Below are 18,385 nucleotides of genomic sequence, written 5' to 3'. Positions count from 1 at the left end.
CCGCCGGGGCGCGTCCGCGAAGCCGCGTCCGGCCGCGCCCGGCGCGCCGTCTCACCCCGCGAGCACCGCGCCCGCCCACGCGCCCACCACCAGCAGACAGGCGAACAGCTCCACCAGCACACTCAGCCCGACGGCCCGCAGCGCCGTACGGGTGGCGGCCCAGGCGTCGCCGTGGCTGCCGAGCCGGGCCCGTTCCAGCAGGTAGTGCGCGCCGAGGGCACAGAGCGGGCCGCCGATCACCGGGATCACGAAGAACCCGACGATCCCGGCGGTACCGGCCAGGAACAGCACGCGGTACGGCGTCCCCACGGCCCGCAGATTGCGCGTCGGCAGCAGGAACTTCACCGCCTGCTGGAGCAGGAGCAGCGCGGTGGCGGCGATCAGCACCGCCCACGCCACCGACGTCTGCTCCGTCATCGCCCACCACAGCACCCCCGCCCAGACGATGGGCGTCCCCGGAACGCCGGGAACCAGCACCCCGAACAGCCCGAGCAGCAGCACCAGCCCGACGCCGAGTAGCTGCCACCCGCTCATCCGGCGCTCCCGGCGGGCCCGGCGGCCACCCCCGCCCGGCCGCGTCCCGGCGCGGCGACCCCCCGTCCCGGCAGGCTGTGCACGCTCATGGCCCAAGCCTGCCGGACGCACCCCGAACGCGCTCCCCGGACCGGTCCCACCGGGACGCCGGGCGCCCGCCCGCGTGGTACGCGCCCCCCGGTCCACCGGATGCGCCGGTCGCCGCCGGGCCGGGACGTACCGGCAGCCGGCCGGACCGTCCGGCGGAGCGCCCGTCCGAACACATCTTCGCGCACTGTTTCCCCGCCTCCGGCGCGTGGACAATACGGCGCATGAACCAGCAGGGCGCACCACGCCGCAGGCCGGACGACGACTGGTGGCGGCAGCTTTACGGCGACATCCGTCCCGACCGCGACCGCCCGGGCCGCACCGGCCCCGGCACCACGGCCCCGACCGACACCGGCCCCTCCGAGGCCACCGACACCCTCGACGAACGCGTCGCCTCGGCCCTGCGCGCGTTGCATACGGCTCCGGTGGTGCCGCCTGTTGCCGGGGCGGTCGCTCCGGTGGTGCCGTCCGTTCCTGGGGCGGTCGCTCCGGTGGTGCCGTCCGTTCCGGGCCCGGCGGCTCCGGCGTCCCCGGACGAGGCTGTTCCCGTGGCGCCTCCCGGCCGGACGCCCACCGCTCCGGTGGTGCCTCCGGTCCCGGGGCCGGCCGTCCCTGAGACGAGGCCGGTTACGGGCCCGACGGCTCCTACGGTGCCGCCCGCCGCTCCGTTCTCCGTCCAGCCGCCGCCCTCCGCGGGCCCGGTCGGGCAGGCGTCGGACGACGGGCCCGAGCCGCTGTCTGCCGCCGTACACCCTGATGCGCCGTCTGCCGGAGCGGACCCGGAGCACCCTGCTTCCGGGTACCTCCCGCGACCGCCGTCCGCCGGAGTACGGAGCGGACCCCGCGCGGGGGGCCGGCCGGAGCCAGGGCGTCCCTCCGCCGACGTACCGTCTGAACCTTCGGCCCCCGGAGACCGGCTTCCGGGTGCCGGGGACCGGTCCGGGCCTCCGCCTTCCGGGGACGGGCCCGTGCCGCCCCCGGCTCGCGGCTGCGGGGGCAGGCCGGGGGCCCCGCCCGCTGAGGCGGCCCCGCCCCTCCCGGGCGCCCCGGTGCCGACGGACGACGCGCCGGGCCCGGCCCCGCTCCCGGCCGTGGGGCTGCTCCCGCCCGGGTTGCTGCCGCCGGACGAACTGCCGACCGGGCCGGCCGCCGATGCGCCGCCCCGGTCGTTCCGGCCCGGGACCCTCCCGCCCGGACTGCTGCCACCGGAGGAGCTCCCGACCAACCGCCCCGTCGCGGGCCCCCGCACACCGCCCGCACCGCAGCCGCTTCCGGCGGACCGGCCCAAGGAGGAACGGCCCGCCGCAGCGGACGGGCCGTCGCCCGCCGGGCCGCCTCCCACCGACTCGGCCCCTTCGGAGGCGACCGCGCCGGAGACCGGACCGTCCTCCGGGGCGGAGCCGGAACGTGTACGGCTCACCGTGACCGAGCCGGAGCCTGCTCCTGAGCCCGTACCTGCTCGCGAGCCGGAGCCTGCTCCAGAACCAGAACCAGAACCAGAACCAGAGACCGGGCCCGGGCCCGGGTTTGCTCCCGAGCCAGAGCCCGAGTTTGCTCCCGAGCCGGAGCCGGAGCCGGAGCCGGAGCCGGAGCCAGAGTTTGAGCCGGAGCCGGAGCCGGAGCCGGAGCCGGAGCCGGAGCCGGAGCCGGGCCCGGAGCCCGAGCCCGATGCCGAACCCGCCTCGCCCTCCGACCACGCCCCGCCCCCGGAAGCAGAACCGACGCCTGTGGCCGTTCCGGCCACCCCAGCGGCCACCCCAGCCGTACCGACCGCCGAGGCGGCCACGCCCCTCGACATCGCCCCCGACACTCCAGCTCCGCCGCCCGAGGCGCACCCCGCTGCCCCAGCCGCACCGCCCACCGGGGCGGAACCGTACGGAGCGACCCCCGACCCCACCCTGGAACCCACCCCCGAACCTGCCGCCCAGCCCCGCCCCACCGCTGCCCTCCCGCCCCTGACGCAAGCTCCGCCCACCCCGGAGACCGCCCCCACACCGGAACTCCCCACCGCCCCCGTGCGGACCGCCGCCCCCGGGTTCATCGGGGACCGGCCGCCCACGTACGCGGCCGAGCCGGTGGCGTTGCCGGTTGTCGAACCGGCGGGGCTCGGGGAGTTGGTGCCCGACACCGTGCTGGACGGGGCGCAGTACGGCTCGCTGACGCTCCGTGCCGTCTCGCAGCGCGGAGATTCGGCGCGTTACCGGGGCGCGCCCCGGCGGGACGCCCTGCTGCTGGCGCGGTTCGGCACCGGTGCGCACACCTTGCTCCTGGCGGCCGTCGCGTCCGGGCCGGCCGGCGGTGATCCGCGTGCGGCGCACGACGCCTGCGCCTGGATCGGCGGGGCCGTGGCCCGTAGCTGCGCCCGGCTGGCGGAGGACCTGCGGGCGGGCCACCGCAGCGCCCTGCGGTCGGGCCTCCAGCGGCTCGCCGACCGTGGCTACGGGAAGCTGCGGGCGCGCAGCGCGGTGACCGGCGGAGCACCGGAGCCCCCGGCGGCCGTGCGCTGTCTGCTGCTGCCCGCCGACCCGGCGTGCCGTACGCGGGTCTTCTTCGGCGTCGGCGAGGGCGGCTTCCTGCGGTTGCGCGACGGCCTCTGGGAAGACCTCGAACCGGCCGCCCCGGGCCGGGAGCCGTCCCCACGCGCGGCATCCGCGCCCGGCCAGGAACCGCCCCTGCCGGAACCCTCCGCCGGACCGGAGATCCCCACGCCGGACTCACCCCTCACATCGGAAGCCTTCGTGCCGGGCTCCGCCTCCGCCTCGGACGTTTTCGTACCAGGTTCCGCCTCCGCCCCGGCCCGTGACCAGGCCGCTCGGGGTGGCGCGCCCCGCTCCGCGCCGTTCCTCTTCACGACCGTCACCGGGCGGCGCGGTGACGCCCTGTTGCTGTGCAGCGCCGGACTCGCCGAACCGCTCGCCGACGAACCGGCCCTCGCCGCCCGCCTGGCCACCGACTTCTCCGCGCCCGAACCCCCCGGCCTGACCTCCTTCCTCGCCTCCGCCCAGATCCGGGTCAAGGGCCACGCCCGCGACCGCACGGCCGTCGGGGTGTGGGACACGTAGCCGTAGCCCCCGGACGGGAGGGCGGACGGCCCGTACGGACGCTCCGGCGGTCCGGGCATCCCGTACGACGCGGAGGGCCCGCCGGGCACGCAGCGCCCCGTACGTCCGGGGGGCACAGGACCCCGTGCAGCCGGGGCGCACCGCATCCGGCCGCACGCCCCCCGCCGCGACGGCCCGCCCGGACGCGGCGACGCCCCCCCCCGCGAAACACCGGCGACCAGGCCGGACAGGGCGCGCCACCGGGCCGTACGCCCTCCACCCCACCCGCACGGCTGACGACGGCGGCGTGACCGTACGCCCACGGACCGCCCGGCCGTCCCCTGAACGCAGGCACAGGCCACCCGTCCGCCCGGCCGTCCGTCCACCTCGCGGGGGCCGACGGCATCCCATCCCCACCGCCCCCGGCGCGCCGCCCCGCAGCCCCCGCGCCCTGTCCACCCGAGTGCTCCCCGCCACCCGCCCGGGTGGTACCGGGGGCGCGTCGCGCCGCCCCGTGGGTTCATGGAGGGGCGAAACCGGTCCACCGACGGCGGCGAAGGAGCGAGCGGGACATGGCGAAGCAGACCGTGGCCGAGCAATTCGTGGACATCCTGGTACGGGCCGGGGTGCAGCGGCTGTACGGCGTCGTCGGTGACAGCCTCAACCCCGTCGTCGACGCGATCCGGCGCTCACGGGCGATCGACTGGATCCAGGTCCGGCACGAGGAGACCGCCGCGTTCGCCGCGGGCGCCGAGGCGCAGATCACCGGCAAGCTGACCGCCTGCGCCGGATCCTGCGGACCGGGCAACCTCCACCTCATCAACGGGCTCTTCGACGCCCACCGCTCGATGGCGCCGGTCCTCGCGCTCGCCTCGCAGATCCCGGCCGGCGAGATCGGCACCGGCTACTTCCAGGAGACCCACCCCGACCGGCTGTTCGCCGAGTGCAGCCACTACAGCGAGCTGATCTCCAGCCGGCAGCAGATGCCGCGGGTCCTGCAGACCGCCATCCAGCACGCCGTCGGCCGCAGCGGCGTCTCCGTCGTCTCGCTGCCCGGCGACATCGCGGCCGAGGCGGCGCCCGACCGCGCCATCGAACACGCCCTGGTCACCGCCCGGCCGTCGGTCCGCCCCGGTGACGCCGAGATCGACCGGCTCGCCGAACTCGTCGACGCGGCAGGCAAGATCACCCTGTTCTGCGGCAGCGGCACCGCGGGCGCCCACGCCGAGGTGATGGAGTTCGCCGAACGCGTCAAGGCCCCCGTCGGCCACGCCCTGCGCGGCAAGGAATGGATCCAGTACGACAACCCGTACGACGTCGGCATGAGCGGACTGCTCGGCTACGGCGCCGCGTACGAGGCGACCCACGAGTGCGATCTGCTGATCCTGCTCGGCACCGACTTCCCGTACAACGCGTTCCTCCCCGACGACGTGAAGATCGTCCAGATCGACGTCCGGCCCGAACACCTCGGCCGCCGCTCGCAGCTCGCCCTCGGCGTCTGGGGCGACGTCCGCGAGACGCTGCGCTGTCTGACGCCGAAGGTGCAGATCAAATCGCAGCGCGCCTTCCTCGACCGGATGCTCAAGAAGCACGCCGACGCACTGGAGGGCGTGGTCAGCGCCTACACCCGCAAGGTCGAGAAGCACGTCCCGATCCACCCGGAGTACGTCGCCTCCGTCCTCGACGAGGAGGCCGACGACGACGCGGTGTTCACCGTCGACACCGGCATGTGCAACGTCTGGGCCGCCCGCTACCTGACGCCCAACGGCCGCCGCCGGGTGATCGGTTCGTTCACCCACGGCTCCATGGCGAACGCGCTGCCGCAGGCGATCGGCGCGCAGTTCATCGACCCCGGGCGGCAGGTCGTCTCGATGTCCGGCGACGGCGGTTTCACGATGCTGATGGGCGACTTCCTCACGCTCGTCCAGTACGGCCTGCCGGTCAAAGTGGTGCTGTTCAACAACTCCTCCCTCGGCATGGTCGAGCTGGAGATGCTGGTCGCGGGCCTGCCGTCGTACGGGACCACCAACCGCAACCCGGATTTCGCCGCCGTCGCCCGGGCGGCGGGCGCGCACGGCATCCGGGTGGAGAAGCCCAAACAGCTCCGGGGCGCGCTGCGCGAGGCGTTCGCGCACAAGGGGCCCGCGCTGGTCGATGTCGTCACCGACCCCAACGCGCTGTCCATCCCGCCGAAGGTCAGCGCCGAGATGGTGTCCGGCTTCGCGCTGTCCGCCGGGAAGATCGTGCTGGACGGCGGCGTCGGCCGGATGCTTCAGATGGCGCGGTCCAACCTGCGCAACATTCCCCGTATGTGACGTCCCATCATGCAAGAGGTGAATGCCGGATGGCCGGATCACGGCGTTCCGCGTCCGGCCCGCCACCCGGTGGGGTGGACCTGTGAAAGTCGAAGCATGCCGCCTTGCCCCGTGGGCATGCATCTCCGTGAGGCTGTTCGAGAAGAGCCGGTGAGACGTTATTCGGGGCGGGGGAGAGGATGCGTCAGCCTGTGCGGCGCGAGGACGGCGAACGATACGACGCGGCGGCCGAGGGGGGCCGGGCCACCGCGGTGGCCGCCCGCGAACCGGGCGTACTGGAGCGGAGGATCCGCCCCGCCGATCTCGGCGCGGTGGCGGAAGTGCGGCGCGCGTTAGGGGAGTTACTCCGGCGCTGGGACGGACCGGCGCCCGCCGGGCTCTTCGACACGGCGGCGCTGCTCGTCAGTGAGCTGGTCACCAACGCCCTGGTGCACACCGCGGGCGGCGCGCAGCTCACCGCGACCGTCACCGACCGGCTGCGGGTCGAGGTGCGGGACTGCGCCTCCGCCCGGCCCGAGCCCCGTCCGCCGACGGGCGACGGCACCTCGGGCCGGGGGCTGATACTCGTCCGCTCCCTGGCCGACGCCTGGGGAGTGCTGCCGCACGCGTTCGGCAAGAGCGTCTGGTTCGAGCTGGGGAGCGGACCGGCCTGAGGCGGCGCGGTCCGCCGCACTCAGCCGAACTGCCGCTCGATCGCGGCGAGTTTCTCCTCCAGGGAGTCCAGCCGCGGCAGCGTCTGGGTGTCGTCCTCCGCCGTCAGATCGACGGTCTGCGGACGGGCCCCGGTGGAACGCCCGTCGTCCTCCGCGCCGTTGACGGCCTTCAGCGCCGGGCGGGCGGCGGACGGCAGCGCACCGGCGGGCGCCTGCCGCGCCTCGCCGACGGGCTGCGGCTGCGGCGCGCCGTCCGGTACGGCGCCGGGCTCCGGCAGCGCACCGGCCGGGGCCGCGGACGGCTCCGCCGGCACCTGGCGGGCCGCCCGGCGCAGGCCCCGGCTCCGGTGCTGCCGGTTGAGCGCCCGGATCCGGGCCCGGTCGATCCGCCCCTGGTCGCGGCGGCGCAGCCGGCGCTGGGTCTTCTCCCGGCGGTCCTCCCGGACCTCCTCCACCGCCTCGTCCAGCGACCGCACGCCCTCCAGCAGCATCAGCGACCAGGCGGCGAACGTCTCCCGGGGCGCCCGCAGCCACCGCACCACGCGGATCTGCGGCAGCGGACGCGGCACCAGACCCTGCTCCCGCAGCGCCGCGCGGCGGGTCTGCTTCAGCGCCCGGTCGAAGAGGACGGCCGCCGACAGGGACATCCCGGCGAAGAACTGCGGCGCGCCCGCGTGGTCCAGGCCGCGCGGCGCGTGCACCCAGTTGAACCACGCGGCCGCCCCGGCGAACGTCCACACCAGCATCCGCGAGCCGAGCGCCGCGTCCCCGTGGCTGGCCTCGCGCACGGCGAGTACGGAGCAGAACATCGCCGCGCCGTCGAGCCCGAAGGGGACGAGGTACTCCCAGCCGCCGGAGAGGTTGAGGTTCTGCTTGCCGAAGCCGACCAGGCCGTGGAAGGACAGCGCCGCGGCCACCGCCGCGCAGCAGAACAGCAGCAGGTAGGAGGCCATGGCGTAGACGGCTTCCTTGCGGCGGCGGCGCTCCTCGCTGCGCTCCCAGGAGTCCTCGCCGGACGGCGGCCGGTTCGCCGTCCGCCTGAACAGCAGAACACCCCCGGCGGTCAGCACCCCGGCGAGCAGCAGCGCCCCCGGAACCAGCCAGTCCAGCGCCGTGTCGGTCATTCTCATTCGGGGATCCTTCGGGTAGTGGTACGCGTTTTCGCGCGCCACCTTGACCGAAGTCGCCGCCCGTGCCCCGGGATTCGGGACAACTGAACGCCAAGGGGTGCAAGGAGGTCCGCTCCCGTCGGCGTGTCCGTCGAACTTTCGTGCCTGTGTGCCGAGTTGTGTTCGACGGCGGGCGGTGCGGGCTCAGCGGCGCCAGAGGAGTTCCGGGCGGTACGGCGTGCAGGGCGCCAGGCGCAGGGCGGGGGCGGGCCGGGCCAGGTCGTCCTGGTACAGGCAGCGGTCGCCGGAGCCGATCCGGCCCCGGCCGTCGGTCCACCACCGCTGGCCGGGCGAACCGTCGCACGGGGCGAGGCCCGGCGCGGCGGCGGCCGCCAGACAGAGCCGCCCGGCCGCCGTGCGCAGCCGTCCGCCGGGACCGTACGTCCAGGACTGGCCCGGGGAGCCGTCGCACGGCCGGGTCCGGGCGGCCGGGGCGCCGCCCGCGTCCAGGCAGCGTTCCGCGGGGCGCGGCCCGTCCGCGCCGCCGATGCCGGACAGGATCTCGCCGTCCCGCGGCTGCCGGTGCGTCCGCGGGTACTCCCGCCGCAGCCAGCCGCGGTACAGGCCCGTCGGCTGCGGGCGGGGGCAGCGGAACGGGACGCAGGTGACCCCGCGCAGATACGCGTCGAACGCCGCCGTCTTCCGGGCCTGCTGCCGCGGCGTCAGGTTGGCGGGCAGGGTGGTCAGCGGGTAGCCGAGGTAGCCGCGGACGTCGGGGCGGTCGCGGGCGGCGAAGGCGGCCCGCCGGAAGTAGCGGGCGGCGATGGCGTGGTCGCTGTGGTCGGCGAGGTGGGAGGCTGGGCCGCCGAAGCGGGTGGCGTCGAAGTCCAGCGTCCGGAAACTGTCCGCCCCGGTCCGGCCGGCCAGCGCGGCCAGCGCGTCGACGAGGGAGGCGTCGGTGTAGGCGCGGGCGCCGTCGGTGGAGTACAGGACGCGGCGCTCGCCCCGGAACAGTTTCCGCAGGCTCTGGCGGTGGTGGGCGGCGCTGCCCTCGCCGTGCGGGAAGCCGTCGGGCAGGCCGAAGAAGGTCAGGCGGACCTCGGGGCGCCCGGCGAGCGTGAACGACGGGATCAGCGTTCCGCGCACCGCGAGATCGTCGTGGCGCCAGGCGTCCCGGGTTCCGGCCAGCTCCGCGTAGGCGGCGCGGACGCCGTGCTCACGGTCGAGGACGTAGGCGCCCCTGTGTCCCGTACGGCCCGCGTCGCCGGTGGTCAGGTAGACGGTGTGCACCGGGCAACGGGAGGTCAGCAGCCGCTGGATCCGCGGGGTGAGGAAGAGCAGGTCGTCGTCCTCGTGCGCGACGCCCACCAGCGTCCGGCGGCAGGGCGCGGCCCGGTCGCCGTCCCGCGCCTGCTCGCCGGTGGCGGCGGGGCCGCCGGATGTCAGCAGCGCGGTCAGCGTCAGGGCCAGGAGCAGCAGCGCCGCCGTCACCGCGAGGGGGCCGGGGCGCGGGCGCCGCCGGCCGGTGCGGGGTCCGTCAGCCATGCGCCCTCCCGGTGTGCCTGGGCAAGACCTCACCGCAGGGGTGGCCGCCGTCCGTGCGGGTGGGCCGCCGGTGGGAGGGTCCCGCCGCCGGGTACGGCGGAAACCGGCGCGCCGTGGCGTTCACCCATGCGGCCGGGCCGTCAGGGCTGCCGGGTCCCGAGGGTGAGGCGGTCGAGGTGGTAGTAGCGCGCGGCGCACGCCGCCGACCAGCGCGGTTCGCCGTGCGCGTCGAACGGCTCCGTCATGTCGGAGATGACCAGCGGGGTGTACGGCGCGGTCCGGGCGCCCGCGGCCGCCTCGGCGCGCAGCGACCGGTCCTGCCGCTCCCAGGCGTGCGCCCGCGTCCGCATGGCGGCGTCGAGGTGGGCCACGGGGATCAGCAGCGCCGCGCAGACCACGGCGCACACCGCCGCGGCGGCGGCGAGCGGCGGCCCGGTCCGCCCGCGGCGCCGCCGCACGGCCCGTCCCAGGAGCGTGCCCGCGCCGGTGAGCAGCAGCAGATAGGGCAGGACGAAGTCGTTCCAGATACGGGTCGAGGACGTCACATGACCGCCGAAGACGGGATAGGCCAGCAGCGTGCAGAGGTAGCCGGAGAGCAGGAAGACCACGGCGGCGGCGGTGGCGAGCGGTGCGACGGGGCGCGGCGGGCGCGGCGGTGCGCCGGCGGCGGGCCGGGCGAGCAGGGCGAGCAGCGTGCCGGCGGCGACGGCGGCGAGGTACGGCCAGTTCGTCAGCAGCATGCCGAGGATGCGGGCGAACCCCTCCAGCGCGCCGAGCAGCGAGTCGGCGGCGAACATCTCGGAGGCGCCCGCGCCGTGCCGCTCGCGGCGGATCCGCAGCCCCGGGGAGGTGTACAGCAGCACCCCGCCGGCCAGCGCGCCCGCGAGCCCCGCCGCGCACCACCGCCGCAGGAAGGGCCGGGCGCCCTCCCCGGCGATCCGCCCGGCCAGCGGCCAGGCGGTGGCCAGGACGAGGACGGCGATGACGGTGGTCTCCTCCGAGAGCGTCGCCATGAGGACGCCCGCGACGAGGACGGTGACGAGCGCCGCCCGCCGCCCGGCCGGGCTCCCGGCCCGCAGCAGCGGCAACGCCGCCGCGCAGGCGAGCACCGGCGGCAGGGTGTGCGACACCGACGCGGCGGGCCAGAAGAACGTCTTGTACGTGTTCCGGGAGGCGAAGAGGAACAGCGCCGTCACGACACCGGCGACGAGCGGCGCGGTCCCCGCGGGCGCCACGAGGGCGGCCCGGCGCAGCACCGCCGCGGTCACCGCCCACAGGATCCCCAGCATCACAACGCCGCTGAGCAGCGGGAACCACTGGTGGCCCGGCACGCCGAACCTGGCGTACGCACCGACCAGCAGGGCGTTGACGACGCGCCCGTTGTCCTTGGCGTAGAAGGTGTCGACCAGCGCGGCGATCCCGCCGTCGCGGACCACCGGAAGGAAGCACCACTCGTCGCCGCTCGGCCGCACCCAGCGGCCCGCCCACGACGCGGCGGCCAGCAGTGTCAGCGGGGCGAGGGCGAGGAGCGCCACCCAGCGGCCGCCGGGCCGGGGCGTGGCCCGGGGAGCCGCGGGCCGGTGCGCCTGCCGCGGCGGCGGGCCCGGTTCGCGGGGGACGGTGGTGCCGGTGGCGCGGTCGGCCATGGCGGTACTGCCTTTCGACATCGCCGCCCGGGGCGGCCGGTCCGTGAGGTGATCAGCCCGCTTCGGGCCGGTCGGCCGGGCGCCGGAGCGGAGCGACCGGCCGGTGCCGGGGGGCGGACGCCGCGTCGCCCGAGGTGATGGCCCACCGGGCGAGCAGGAAGGAGACGGGGGTGACGAGGACTCCGGCGGCGAGCGCGGCGAGGTTGCGCTCCACACCGAACCGGCTGACGGCGACGTAGAGCAGCACGCCGGAGGCCACCAGGTTGAAGAGGCTGGAGAGCGGATAGCGGACGAGACCGCGCCAGGTGGGCCGGGTCCGGCAGGTGACCCGCGAGTTGAGCAGGAACGAGCCGAGCGTGCTGACCGCGTAGCCCAGTACGTGTGCGGCGAGATAGGGGATGACGCGGTTGAGCGAGGCGTACACGGCGAGGTACACGCCGGTGTTGACGCAGCCGATCAGCGCGAACGCCGCGAACTGCCGGGGCGCTCGGAGGGGTGGTCGGCTTCGCGCGGGCTCCGCCCCGGCCACCGCCGGTACGGGCACGGGCAGCGGATCGGCCGCCGGAAAGGCGTCGGTCTCCCGGACGACGTAGGGCGGCCGCCGTTTCGCCTCGTGGTAAATGCGGCCCACGTATTCGCCGATGACTCCGAGGGTGACGAGCTGGATTCCGCTCAGTGCGACGACGGCGGTCAGCAGCGTCGCGTAACCCGGTACGTTCGCGCCGTTCAGGGCGACATTCGTGACGACCCACAGGGCGTAGGCGAGTGCCGAGAGGAATACCCAGAGTCCGGCGTAGATGGCGAGGCGCAGCGGGCGGTTGTTGAACGAGAGGAGGCCGTCGATGCCGTAATTCAGGAGCCTTCTGCTGCCCCATTTCGACGAGCCCGCGGCGCGTTCGGCGTTGCGGTACCGGAAGGTGACCGTATCGAATCCGATCCAGGAGAAAATGCCTTTCGAGAAGCGGTTGCTCTCCGGGAGGGTGAGGACGCTGTCCACCGCACGCCGTGACAGCAGCCGGAAATCCCCGGCGCCGTCCACCAGTTCCACCTCCATGAAACGGCGCACCAGCGCGTAGTAGGTACGGCTGAGCGCGGTGCGCACCAGTCCGTCACCGGCGCGGTCGCGACGCGGTACGACCTGGTCGTAGCCGTGCCGCTGGAGGGCGACCATCCGCGGGATCAGCTCCGGCGGATGCTGGAGGTCGGCGTCCATCAGCACCACCGCGGCGCCGCGCGCCATCCGCAGCCCGGCGAGCATGGCGGCTTCCTTGCCGAAGTTCCGGCTGAAGAAGGTGTAACGCACCCGGGGATCGGACGCGGCGAGGGAACGCAGCAGCGCGCCGGTGCGGTCGGCGCTCCCGTCGTCCACGTAACAGACCTCGAAGGATTCCCCGGTCCGGTCGAGGGTGGTGACGAGCGCCGCGTGGAATTTCTCGATGACCGCTGCCTCGTTGAAGCACGGCACCACGACCGAAAGCTGAAGGGTGGTCACCTTGCTCTCCTCGCATCGGGACGGACGGATTTCCGTACCGGAGCGGGCCGTGTGCCGCTCCGGAACGGATGGGCGGCGAAGTCCCGGTACGCCGCTGCGGAATGCGGGTGCGGCCCCCGAATTCACCCGAATGGCGCGGGCGGCCCGGCTCCCCTTCGCATCCCACGGCCGCATCTAATCACTGAACGGGTGCCACGCATTCGCCACACGCCCTCGGCGGCAGGGGTGACCCGATCGGCTCAGTCACCGCCCCTTCCCGGAGCGGACGGAGAAGGGACGGTGAAAGGCCGGGCGGAGGGGAAAATCAATGCCGCCGCGGGGAGTTGGGGGAGAGGCGCGGCGGATTCACGGATAATTTCCCGGCTATTGCTTCCGTCCGGTCAACCACCCGAGAATCACCCGGAGTTCGGCGACGGTGGCCGTACGGTCCGCGGTCTCGTCGGCGAGATGGGCGGCGTCGATCAGGTTGCGGATCCACCGGGCGGCGGACGGCGCGGGCAGCGGCAGGGCGCGCCCGGGGAGGTCCGCCAGCCGTGCCAGCAGGGTGGTCAACGCCTCCTGGAGCCGGCTGTCCAGTGAGGTGAGCAGCCGGGCGAACTCCGGGTCACGGTTGGCCTGGAGGGCGGCGGCGGAGGCGAGGCCGGGGGCCAGCGGATCGGTGAGTTCGCCGATCAGATGGCCGGTGAGGAGGTCGAGACCGGTGTCCGGGTCGGAGGCGGCCAGCGCCTCGGCGCAGCGCCGGGCGGTGCGGGGCAGATCGTCGGCGAAGACCGCGTGGAACAGCTCGCGTTTGGTGGCGAAGTAGTGGAAGAGGGTGCCGGAGCCGATGCCGGCCCGGCGGCAGATCGCCGCGGTGCTGGTGCCGTCGACGCCGTGGGCGGCGAACTCGGCGGCGGCCGCCTCGACGATCGCGGCGCGGCGGCGGGCATGGACTTCGGGATTCACGGTGCGCACCCCTGCATGATGGCGCACCCCTCATTAATAGAGTGACTGCTCTGTTAATGTGCCCGCGTGTCCTCAGACTCCGTAGTTCCCGCCCCGCCCGCGCGGCGCCCGTGGTGGCGCCGTGCCGCGCCGGTCGCCGGTCTGCTCCTGCTGTCGCCGTTCTGCGCCGAGTACCTCGTCGGCTACCAGGGCGTGCTCACCAACCCCGTGGAACTGCTGGTCGCCGTGGTGTTCGTGCTGCCGATCTACGGCGCGCCCGCGGTCTTGATCCGCGACCTCACCCGCCGCGCCGGCCGCGGCTGGCCCACGCTGCTGCTGCTCGCCACGGCGGCGGGGCTGATCCAGGCGGGCTGGGTGGATCAGTCGCTCTTCAACCACCGGGACTTCGCCGACGGGCCGCTGCCCACCCTTCTGCCCTGGCTCGACGCCGACGCCGGCCAGTTGCTGACCTTCGTCGTCGGCCATGTGGTCTGGAGCTTCGGCGCGCCCGTCGCCGTGGTCGAGTCCTGCGTACCGGACCGCGCCGGACGCCCCTGGCTGGGCCGGTGGGGGACGGCGGTGCTCGCCGCGGTCTACCTGGCCGGGACGGTCTTCTTCACCTACCAGCTCGTGGTCCTGCCGGGCTTCCACGCACGGCCCGGACAACTGGCGGCCGTCGGGGTGGCGGTGGCGGCGGCCGTCGGCGCGGCGTTCGCACTGCCGCGGCGGGCCGCGCGGACGTCCGGCTCCGCCCCGCCGCCGTGGTGCGCGGGCGGCGTCGCGCTGGTGCTGCTCGGGGCGTTCGTCACGCTCAACGACCAGTGGGCGTGGCGCGGTGTGGCCGTCGCGGTGGCCGCGCTGACGCTGCTCGGGGCGCTCCTCGCGTACTGGTCGCGCCGCCCGGGGTGGGGCCGCGGCCACCGGCTGGCCGTCGCCGGCGCCGCCCTGCTCCTCTACGCGGGCCTCGCGTTCGTGGTGAACCCCGAGAACGTCCCGCCGTCCGTGCTCCACACCGTGCGCGGCGCCGTCCTGCTGGGCGTGGTGGCGCTGCTGTACGGCGCGGCCCGTCGCGTGGCACGGGCCCGTACGGCCGGCTGAGGCGGGCTCAGGCGGTGGCGGTCAGCCGGGCGACGCGGTCGCTGTCGCAGGTGCGGGGGCAGGTGACGCAGGTGTCCTCGGGGCGCAGCGTGTAGAACATGCAGCAACTGGCGCGGTCCCGGGTCGGCAGCGCCTCGCCGTTCGGCCCGGTCAGCTCGCGGAAGGCGGCGGAGCCGACGTACGGGGCGGTGGCGCCGGGCAGCAGCCGCTCCAGCTCGGCGACGGCGCGCCGCTCCTCGCCGAGCAGATGCCCGAGGTACCACAGGCCCTCGACGATCTCGTCGGACGCCATGCCCCACAGGGCGCGCGGGCCGCGCCGCGTGCGGCTGCGGAAGCCGTCCAGCACCGGGCCCAGATGCGCGGCCACCGCCTCCCGTACCGCCGCGCGCAGCGCCTCCTCGTCGGGGACCACCCGGGCTCCGGGCAGCTGTGCCGCCGGGTCCTGGGGAAGACACGCGAACGAGCGGACGCGTACCGCCATCCGGCCCTCGTCGCGGTGGAAGGCGACGTCGGCGGCGGGCAGCGACGGCACCCGGCGGTGCAGGAACCAGGGCACGGTGATCAGCAGGCAGGCGGGCCAGGCGTAGCGGTGCAGGGCGAAGGTGGCCACGACGTCGGGCCGGGCCCGGGTGCCGTAGTCCCGCTGGACCTGTGCGTCGTCCCAGCTCAGGAAGGTGTCCAGGGCCTCGCCGCCCGCGGCCAGGGCCGCGGCGCCCACCCAGCCCCCGCCGTCCGGCAGGGCGGTGGCCGTCTCGGTGACCCGCAGCGACGGGAGAACCTCGGTGAGCTGGGCGTAGGCACCGGAGAACGGAGACGTGGGGGCGGACGTGGCGAGGGCAGCAGAAGGCATGCGGGGACCACCGAATCGCGATCGTTAGCAGGTAAGGCTTACCTTAGCGGAAGCGTACCCGCGGGGTGCGAACTGGGAACCTTCGCCGTTGACGCCTAAAGTTCTGGGGATGTCAGGAGGCACCCCCATGGAACAGGGCAGAGCGGACCACGGCCCGGCGGCCCGTCCCTGGGTGCCCGCCCAGGCCGGTTCTGCCGCGGACCGGACCGGGCCCGCCGCACCCGAGCGCACCGCCCCCGGGGGAGCCGCCGCACCGCCGGTGGTCCGGCCGCGGCGGCACTCCGTCCGCGGGCAGATCCTCGCGGCGCTGCGGCAGGCGCTCCTCGACGGGGAGCTGACGCCGGGAGAGGTCTACTCCGCGCCCGCGCTCGCCGCCCGGTACGGCGTTTCGGCGACCCCGGTCCGGGAGGCGATGCAGCAGCTCGCGGGGGAGGGCGCCGTCGAAGTGGTGCCCAACCGCGGCTTCCGGGTCGCCGAGCACAGCGTCCGTGACCTCGCCGAGGTGGCGGAGGTCCGGGCGATGCTGGAGGTCCCGGCGGTGGTCCGGCTGGCGGGCGGGGTGCCGTGCCCGGAGCGGTGGGACGGGCTGCGGCCGCTCGCCGCCGCCGGGGTCGCGGCCGCGGCGCGCGGTGACCGCGCCGGGTATGCCGAGGCGGACCGCGCCTTCCACCACGCCCTGATGTCCCTCACCGGCAACCGCCGGCTGGTCGCGGTCGTCGACGATCTGCTGCGCCGCGCCCGGCGCCCGGCCGGCGGTCCCCGCCCGCGCCCGCTGGAGCTCCAGGTGGACGCCGCACAGCACGTCGCGCTGCTGGACGCGCTCTGTGCCGGCGAGCCGGAGCGGGCCGAACGCCTCGCCCGGGAGCACCTCGCGCCCGGCGGCCGGCGGTACTGAGCCGCCGCGCGGGCGGGCGGCGCCGGGCGCCCGCGCGGCGTGCGGTCAGTCCGTCACCAGCTTCTCCAGCGGCAGCGCGGCGGCGTCCGCGGCCGGACGGGAGAGGTACAGATCGGCGTGGTAGTAGCCGTCGGCCTCCTTGCCGGTGGTCGGCAAGGCCCGTTCCGCCAGCGCCGCGAAGGCCGCCCGCCGCTCGTCACCGTCCGCGAACCGCCGCTGGCGAAACGTTCGGGCAGGCAGCTTCTCCGTCACCAGCCCGGCGCGTGCCAGCAGTTCGGTCACCGGGCGGTACGAGACGGTCCGCAGGACGAACGCGGCGATCCACGGCGGCGCGGTCACCGCGTCGAGGAGGTGCCCGAACGTGCGGGCCGTGATGTAGCCGACGCCGCCGGTGACGGTGATCAGGTCGGTACCGGCCAGCGCGGCGCGCAGTGCGGCGGTGGGCCGCGCGGTCTCCAGGTTCTCCGCGAAGCCGGCGTCCAGCAGACCGGCCTCGCGGCCGTAGCGGACGGCCCGGTCCGCCGCGTCGATCCCGGTGAGGTGGACCGCGTCCGCCCGGCGCCGGGCGGCGAAGTACGCCCGGTCGGCCGTGATCCGCTCCGCACCGTCCGGGCCGGGGGCGGTGTAGCGGGCGTAGAGGTCGGTGAGGGTCAGGTGGTGGTTGAGCAGGGCGGCGTTGATGCCGTACGAGCAGCACAGGTCGACGACGCGCAGCGGCGGCCGGTCGGCGCGGCGGCGGCGCAGGGCGTCGGTGGCGGCGCGGAACATCGCCTGGCCGTGGTGCGGGATCTGGTAGTCGAGCGGCTGGAGGGTGGTGAAGTAGCGGCGTGGATCAGGGCAGTTGTAAATCGCCTCGAAATCAGCCTTGCCCCAGTCGGACGAGGTGGTGGGGCGGGTCGCTTCAGTTGCCACGGATGCCTCCTGAAAGCTCTGCCGGTGGGCGGGGATCCGCACCAGCATCCAGTCCCCGATCCGGCCCGGCACCGTCACTTGCGGCCATTTTCGGCGTTACGGCCGGAGCACGGGCGGCCTCCGGCGGCCGTTCCGGCGGGGGCGAGGTGCCCTGGCAGTGCGGGTGCGGCGGTCGGCCGCGGCGGCCGTTCCGGCCCCGCCACCGCAGGTTTTCGGCCGATGACGGTACGGGCGGGCATGGCCGGTGTCAGGCGCTTGACGGGGCGCCCGCGCTGCCCCGTGCGGCCCGCCCCGGGCCCCGGGACGGGCCGCACGGGCGTGCTACGCCCGCTCCTCTCCCGGCTCCCCGCGTCCCGCCGCGTCCCCTCCTCCGTCCTCGTCCAGGAGGGCGCGCGGGAAGCGGCCGGTGAGCCAGGTGGGGAGGCCGCCCATGAGGCGGAAGAGGCGGGCGGCCTCGGTGAGCAGCCGGGCGGCGTCGGCCTCCGGCGCCGCGTCCGCCAGGGCGACCAGCGCGGGCGCCGTGCCGACCAGGAAGCCCAACTCCTCGCGGATCCGCAGCGATTCGGAGAATCCGTGCCGCGCCTCGGCGACCTCGCCGTTGCGCAGGGCGAGTCCGGCGAGATGGCGCCAGGTGGCGGAGAGGAGTAAGGCGTCCCCGGCGGCGGTCGCGCCGGCGTGGGCCCGGAGGTAGGCGGCGCGGGCGGACTGCGGGCTGTCCGCGACGTGTTCGGAGAGCAGCCCGCGCCGGAAGTCCAGCAGCGGCCGTCCGGGCGCACCGGGCGCGAGGAGCGCCGCGGCCCGGCCCAGCGCGGAGCTGGCCTCGTCGGCGCGGTCGCGGACGCCCAGGACGGTCGCGGCGTAGGCGAGATGGCCGCGCTCGCAGGCGGCGGCGGCGCGCTCGTCGTCGCCGTCGGCGAGCGCCTCGGCGGCGCGCAGCGCGTCCTCCGCGGCCGCCCAGCCCGCGGCGGTGTACATGCAGCGCTCCACCAGGAGGGCGGCGCGGTGCAGGGCGGACGGTGCGTGGGTGGCGGCGTACGGGGTGAGCAGCGCCGCCGCGTCGTCCCAGCAGCCGCGGGAGCGCAGCCGCCACACGGCGTGGTCGAGGGGGGTGTCGCCGGGCGCCCGCGCCGCGGGGACCGGGGGTGGGGCGGGGGCCCGGCGGGCCGCTGCCGAAGTCGTGGATCGCGGGGATGCGCTGGGCGCCGGAGCGTCCGGGGATCCCTCGGGTTTCGCGGATTTCGGCATAGCGGGATCCGCCACCTTGCCCTCCCGAGCGCGCCATTG

The 18,385-nt window shown here is 75.6% G+C and carries 14 protein-coding genes; 5 read left to right on the top strand and 9 right to left on the bottom strand.

The annotated features are described in order from the left end of the window. Nucleotides 1-51: 51 nt before the first annotated feature. A complete protein-coding gene (locus tag ACGH2B_RS03970; RefSeq protein ID WP_399084148.1) occupies nucleotides 52-534 on the bottom strand; it encodes a DUF456 domain-containing protein in 483 nt (160 codons plus the stop codon). Nucleotides 535-2,348: 1,814 nt separating this feature from the next. On the opposite strand from ACGH2B_RS03970, the gene ACGH2B_RS03965 reads away from it, so the two are divergent. The 3 genes from ACGH2B_RS03965 (at nucleotide 2,349) to ACGH2B_RS03955 (ending at nucleotide 6,630) form a co-directional block, all read left to right on the top strand. Next, nucleotides 2,349-3,683 (top strand): protein phosphatase 2C domain-containing protein, encoded by a 1,335-nt coding sequence (locus ACGH2B_RS03965; protein WP_399084145.1) that lies wholly within the window; start codon nucleotides 2,349-2,351, stop codon nucleotides 3,681-3,683. Nucleotides 3,684-4,234: 551 nt separating this feature from the next. After that, nucleotides 4,235-5,977 (top strand): pyruvate dehydrogenase, encoded by a 1,743-nt coding sequence (locus ACGH2B_RS03960; protein ID WP_399084142.1) that lies wholly within the window; start codon nucleotides 4,235-4,237, stop codon nucleotides 5,975-5,977. A 179-nt stretch (nucleotides 5,978-6,156) separates the two neighbouring features. Further along, nucleotides 6,157-6,630, top strand: a complete 474-nt coding sequence (locus tag ACGH2B_RS03955; RefSeq protein WP_399084138.1) for an ATP-binding protein — start codon at nucleotides 6,157-6,159, stop codon at nucleotides 6,628-6,630. Between the two features lie 20 nt (nucleotides 6,631-6,650). On the opposite strand, the gene ACGH2B_RS03950 is transcribed toward ACGH2B_RS03955, so the two are convergent. The 5 genes from ACGH2B_RS03950 to ACGH2B_RS03930 form a co-directional block, all read right to left on the bottom strand. Beyond that, complete coding sequence (locus ACGH2B_RS03950; protein WP_399084136.1) at nucleotides 6,651-7,760, bottom strand: DUF2637 domain-containing protein; 1,110 nt, start codon at nucleotides 7,758-7,760, stop codon at nucleotides 6,651-6,653. Between the two features lie 183 nt (nucleotides 7,761-7,943). Continuing rightward, nucleotides 7,944-9,284 carry a ricin-type beta-trefoil lectin domain protein gene (locus tag ACGH2B_RS03945; protein ID WP_399084133.1) on the bottom strand — a complete coding sequence of 447 codons (1,341 nt, stop codon included), beginning with the start codon at nucleotides 9,282-9,284 and terminating at the stop codon, nucleotides 7,944-7,946. 140 nt (nucleotides 9,285-9,424) lie between these two features. Next, nucleotides 9,425-10,930 (bottom strand): DUF6056 family protein, encoded by a 1,506-nt coding sequence (locus ACGH2B_RS03940; RefSeq protein WP_399084130.1) that lies wholly within the window; start codon nucleotides 10,928-10,930, stop codon nucleotides 9,425-9,427. A gap of 52 nt (nucleotides 10,931-10,982) precedes the next feature. Further along, the gene (locus tag ACGH2B_RS03935; RefSeq protein WP_399084127.1) at nucleotides 10,983-12,422 is read right to left on the bottom strand and encodes a glycosyltransferase; all 1,440 of its coding nucleotides are present in this window, start codon (nucleotides 12,420-12,422) and stop codon (nucleotides 10,983-10,985) included. Between the two features lie 363 nt (nucleotides 12,423-12,785). Then, entirely contained in the window at nucleotides 12,786-13,376 is a 591-nt protein-coding gene (locus ACGH2B_RS03930; RefSeq protein ID WP_399084124.1) for a TetR/AcrR family transcriptional regulator, read from the bottom strand. 57 nt (nucleotides 13,377-13,433) lie between these two features. Between ACGH2B_RS03930 and ACGH2B_RS03925 the strand changes: the two genes are divergently transcribed. Then, complete coding sequence (locus ACGH2B_RS03925) at nucleotides 13,434-14,444, top strand: hypothetical protein (RefSeq protein ID WP_399084121.1); 1,011 nt, start codon at nucleotides 13,434-13,436, stop codon at nucleotides 14,442-14,444. 7 nt (nucleotides 14,445-14,451) lie between these two features. Here ACGH2B_RS03925 and ACGH2B_RS03920 read toward each other — a convergent pair whose 3' ends face one another. Next, on the bottom strand, nucleotides 14,452-15,294 hold the full coding sequence (locus tag ACGH2B_RS03920; RefSeq protein ID WP_399084118.1) for a (2Fe-2S)-binding protein: 843 nt from the start codon (nucleotides 15,292-15,294) through the stop codon (nucleotides 14,452-14,454). Nucleotides 15,295-15,421: 127 nt separating this feature from the next. Here ACGH2B_RS03920 and ACGH2B_RS03915 point away from each other — a divergent pair, with 127 nt between their 5' ends. Next, nucleotides 15,422-16,189 carry a GntR family transcriptional regulator gene (locus tag ACGH2B_RS03915; protein ID WP_399084115.1) on the top strand — a complete coding sequence of 256 codons (768 nt, stop codon included), beginning with the start codon at nucleotides 15,422-15,424 and terminating at the stop codon, nucleotides 16,187-16,189. A 45-nt stretch (nucleotides 16,190-16,234) separates the two neighbouring features. Here ACGH2B_RS03915 and ACGH2B_RS03910 read toward each other — a convergent pair whose 3' ends face one another. Together ACGH2B_RS03910 and ACGH2B_RS03905 are read right to left on the bottom strand one after the other, a co-directional pair. Beyond that, nucleotides 16,235-17,101 carry a hypothetical protein gene (locus ACGH2B_RS03910; protein WP_399084112.1) on the bottom strand — a complete coding sequence of 289 codons (867 nt, stop codon included), beginning with the start codon at nucleotides 17,099-17,101 and terminating at the stop codon, nucleotides 16,235-16,237. A gap of 321 nt (nucleotides 17,102-17,422) precedes the next feature. Beyond that, on the bottom strand, nucleotides 17,423-18,346 hold the full coding sequence (locus ACGH2B_RS03905) for a hypothetical protein (protein ID WP_399084109.1): 924 nt from the start codon (nucleotides 18,344-18,346) through the stop codon (nucleotides 17,423-17,425). Nucleotides 18,347-18,385: the final 39 nt, after the last annotated feature.

This window comes from Streptomyces sp. BBFR2 (assembly GCF_044497305.1).
In the GTDB taxonomy this organism is placed as follows: Bacteria; Actinomycetota; Actinomycetes; order Streptomycetales; family Streptomycetaceae; genus Streptomyces.
Note: the sequence above shows the minus strand (reverse complement) of the source record. Positions and strands in the feature narration are given on the sequence as shown.

Excerpts from the sequence above, each read along its gene's own strand:
- ACGH2B_RS03970 (WP_399084148.1), bottom strand. The coding sequence starts at position 534 with ATGAGCGGGTGGCAGCTACTCGGCGTCGGGCTGGTGCTGCTGCTCGGG.
- ACGH2B_RS03960 (WP_399084142.1), top strand. The coding sequence starts at position 4,235 with ATGGCGAAGCAGACCGTGGCCGAGCAATTCGTGGACATCCTGGTACGG.
- ACGH2B_RS03955 (WP_399084138.1), top strand. The coding sequence starts at position 6,157 with ATGCGTCAGCCTGTGCGGCGCGAGGACGGCGAACGATACGACGCGGCG.
- ACGH2B_RS03950 (WP_399084136.1), bottom strand. The coding sequence starts at position 7,760 with ATGAGAATGACCGACACGGCGCTGGACTGGCTGGTTCCGGGGGCGCTG.
- ACGH2B_RS03945 (WP_399084133.1), bottom strand. The coding sequence starts at position 9,284 with ATGGCTGACGGACCCCGCACCGGCCGGCGGCGCCCGCGCCCCGGCCCC.
- ACGH2B_RS03940 (WP_399084130.1), bottom strand. The coding sequence starts at position 10,930 with ATGGCCGACCGCGCCACCGGCACCACCGTCCCCCGCGAACCGGGCCCG.
- ACGH2B_RS03920 (WP_399084118.1), bottom strand. The coding sequence starts at position 15,294 with ATGCCTTCTGCTGCCCTCGCCACGTCCGCCCCCACGTCTCCGTTCTCC.
- ACGH2B_RS03915 (WP_399084115.1), top strand. The coding sequence starts at position 15,422 with ATGGAACAGGGCAGAGCGGACCACGGCCCGGCGGCCCGTCCCTGGGTG.
- ACGH2B_RS03905 (WP_399084109.1), bottom strand. The coding sequence starts at position 18,346 with ATGCCGAAATCCGCGAAACCCGAGGGATCCCCGGACGCTCCGGCGCCC.